Genomic DNA, 3,650 nt, shown 5'->3' with positions numbered 1-3,650 from the left:
ATTCTGTGCGCCCAGATGCAGCGCCTGACCGGCTTTTATCTGACGGTCATTGATAAGATTACCGGCCGTTTTCAGGGTCAGATTGCCATTGGCCGCAGTGTTGCCGGTATGATGAAAATCCTCGGTTAAAGTGACCGCCATATCGCCCTGTGATAACAGTTGGCCGTCACCGCTCAGAGAGTGTGCGTTAATCGTGGCCTGTTCCCCGGCAATCAGCGTGCCTTGCCGGTTGTTAATCGCTAGCGAGGTGTGCCCGCTCTTGTCGTCTACGGTAAGTTGTTTACCTGCGGAGATTAACCCCTGCGCATTCTCCAGCGTGTGACTCACCTGAGCTTGCAGGTGATTGGCCGCCCGTAAAGCGCCCTGGGTATTGTCCACCTGTTGAGCGTTGACCGTCAGGTTTTGCGCTTCCAGTCCGTTATCCGTGTGCGCCGTCTCGCGGTTAATCAGGCGAGCGGTGTTCAGGGTCAATTGCTGACCGCCACGGATAAGGCCACCGGTGTTATCGGTTTGGGTGTCAACATTGAGTGTGGTGTCGCCCACCGCCTGCACCTGCCCGTGACGATTATCGAGCTGGTGAGTGTTCAGGGTTAAGGTGTCCGTGGATAACAGTTTGCCGTCCCGGTTATCCAGCGCTGCCTGCCGGGTGTCGATAACCACCTGTCCGCCTTGAAGATGGCCGTGGCGATTGTCCAGTGGACCGCTGGTGATGGTGGTTTTTCCTTCTCCAATAATCTGGCCCTGCTGGTTATCCAGTAACTGCCCGTTGGTATCCAGAGTCAGGGCGTCGGCGGATTGCAGGGTGCCTTCGCGGTTTATCAGTTGCTGACTGTGAATGTCCAGCCCGCTATTTCCGGCTATCTGGCCCTGCGTATTATTGAGCGCGGTGCTGGTCAGCGTGGTTTTGCCGTCCGCCGCGATTATGCCGCCGATGTTATTAACATCGCCAGTATGCAGAGTTAACTGCCCGCCACTTAACAACCGACCCGCTTTTTGTTTTTGGTCGGCATGGCGGGTATTGGTGAGCTTCTGCCCGTGGGTATCAATGGACATCTCGCGGCCAGATTGTAACAGCCCCGCCGTGTTATCCAGTTCACCACTATTGACCTTCAGGGTGTCCTCGGCTATCACCTGTCCGGCGGTATTGGTGAAGGGATGGCCTGTGGTCTGGCTGTCAATGTTTTGCGCCAGCAATACGCCCTGCGTGTTATTCAGGGTCTGGCTGGTCGTGGTCAGTCGGGTTTTGGCTTCAAGATGACCGTTAACGTTTTGAATAGTTTTGCCCACGGTGAGGGTGGCGCTGTCCCCGGCGGCAACAATGCTCCCCTGATTATTATTCAGTTGGGAGGCACTGAGTCGGAACGCGTGGCCCGCTTCCAGCCGGCCCGACTGATTGTCCAACGTGTCTTTGACCGCCAGTGTCAGCGAGCCTTTTTCGGCGGCCACGATGTTGCCGTGACGATTATCGACGGTCGTTGCTTTAAGGTTCAGGTTGCCGTTGCCCGCAAGGGTGCCGTGCTGGTTATCCAGCATTCGGGTGGTGAGGGACAGCGTGTCTTTGCCCTGTTGTTGCATCACGCCGCCTTGATGGCTCAGGGTGTCGGCGTTGACGGTTATCTGCCCGGCCTGAGTCTCGGCGTGGTTAAGTTGCAGTTCACCGGCCTGTATCGTCAGGGCGCCATTGGTGAGCAATTTGCCCTGATTGCCCAGCCATCGTTGGGTATTGAGCGACAGTTTCCCGTTGCCTGCCAGTTGCACTGTCCCCTGAGTGTTATCGGCCTGATGCGCGGTCAGATGCAGGTCCTCGCCCTGACTGGCAATAGTGCCCTGACGGTTATTAAGCCGGTCTGTGGTGAGGGTCAATTTCCCCTGATTGAACACTGTTCCCTCATGGTTATTCAGGGCGCGGGTATGGAGCGCCAGTTCACCGGTCCCGGTCTGGTTAATTTTTCCTTTCAGGTTAGAGATATCTGGGGTTGTGAGGTGGATTTCCTTCGCCACTAACTGGCCGCCGTCGTTGTTAAACTGGCCCGGGGTTTTCGCGCTAAAACGGTCGGCGTTGACGGTAGCGCGAGCGGTACTGATGCCCGATTGACTGGCAGTCAGTTGAATTTGCCCGGCCGCCGTCTGGCTGTCGCTCAGGTCAATCTGTTGGCTGTGGATAGCCAGCGTATCAGTGGCCAGATTTTTGCCATTAGCCTGAACGTGCTGCGCGGTCAGAGTCAGGGAGCCGGGGCGGGTGGTGTTGCCGTTATCATCCAGCCCCGCAGCCCACACACTGTTATGGCTGCTGTGTATCGTGCCTGCGTTGACCGTGGTATCGCCGCGGGCTTCCACCCGGCCCTGATTATCTAACGCGCCGCCCGCCTGTAAATTCACCGCCGATTGTGACAGCAATTTGCCCGTGTTCGAAACATTAGCAGACGAAGTTAATTGCAACGCGTCACGGCTGCTGAGGGTGCCGCGGTTCTCTATCCGGCCATCGGCGGTGATATGGACCTCCCCGGCAGACGCGCCGATATTGCCGGCATTATGCACGCCCACCCCCGTTTCGGTGCCTATCAGCCTGATTTTATGGGCGTACATGCCGCCCAGCGCCGCCACATCCAGCGCAAACGCCGGGTGCTTTTCATCGTCAACCGATTTTTTCTCCATCTGCTGATGCGCCGCATCGACAATATTACGCCCGGTAGTCACTTTCAGGTCTTGCGCGTGTAATTTGGCGTTAATCGCCACGGAGCGGGCGATAATATCGGTGTAACTTTGCTGTGTGCTGTCCATGCCGTGCCCGTCAATCCGCACTTCCCCCTGATTGACATCAAACCCTTTCAACCGACCCTGTTCCATCAGCGCCTGTCCGGTGGTGAGCGTAGTGCGATGTGAGTTAATGAAACCGCAACCGTTACAGGTGATGCCCGCCGGGTTGGCAATAATCACCTCGGCTTTATGCCCGGCCACTTCAATCCAGCCGTTGAGGCGACTGGGGTCACGACTGTTGACTTCGTTAAGAATAACGCTGGCGTCCCCTTTGGCTAACCACGGATTGCCCGCGACCATACCCCCCAGTTGCGTCTGGGTGGCCTGATGGCTGTTATTGAGGATAACCCCCTGTTTATCCACGTCAAACTGACGGTAGGTATTGTGGGAAACGCCGTCGGCGCCGGGGGTCTGGATATTGACCTGCGGCGTGCCGTTGGCGCTGCGAATGATGGTGGGCTGCTGACGGCCCGGCGCCTGTCCGTCGGCCACAATCGCCGCCTGCGCGGTGAGCGAAACTCCGCCAAGGGCTAACAACAACCCAAACCGTAGCGCGGTGAGTCGGCAACGATGCTGCGGTGAAGAGGGGCGATGAGCGCGGCGTCCGGCTCTTCCCCGTCCGGCCCGCGCTATCTCGGCCACCACCATCCACAGCTGGCGAGATTGATTAAAGATAATACGATATAACTGCTTGTTCATGATTTTTGCTCCACACAACACTACCCACCGGCAGTTTTGTTATTTGAATTAATACTGCCAATACAGGTTGAATCCGGCCGTGACGGGGGAAGTTTGGAAACCGGCGGGTTTGGACAGCGGGACGCCGATAAACAGGTCGTAGCTCACCCCTTTCAGGCTGCCGCGCCAGCCCAGGGCGCTCCCCGCCASGTGTT

1 protein-coding gene is annotated in these 3,650 nt (G+C 57.4%); it reads right to left on the bottom strand.

Annotated elements, in window-relative coordinates:
* Positions 1-3,456 (bottom strand): two-partner secretion domain-containing protein (locus C6H66_RS24445; RefSeq protein WP_146111131.1); only part of this gene is annotated, 3,456 nt, incomplete at its 3' end.
* Positions 3,457-3,650: the final 194 nt, after the last annotated feature.

It is taken from the genome of Photorhabdus hindustanensis (assembly GCF_002968995.1).
Classification (GTDB): Bacteria; Pseudomonadota; Gammaproteobacteria; order Enterobacterales; family Enterobacteriaceae; genus Photorhabdus; species Photorhabdus akhurstii.
This window is presented reverse-complemented; position numbering and strand designations above follow the sequence as displayed.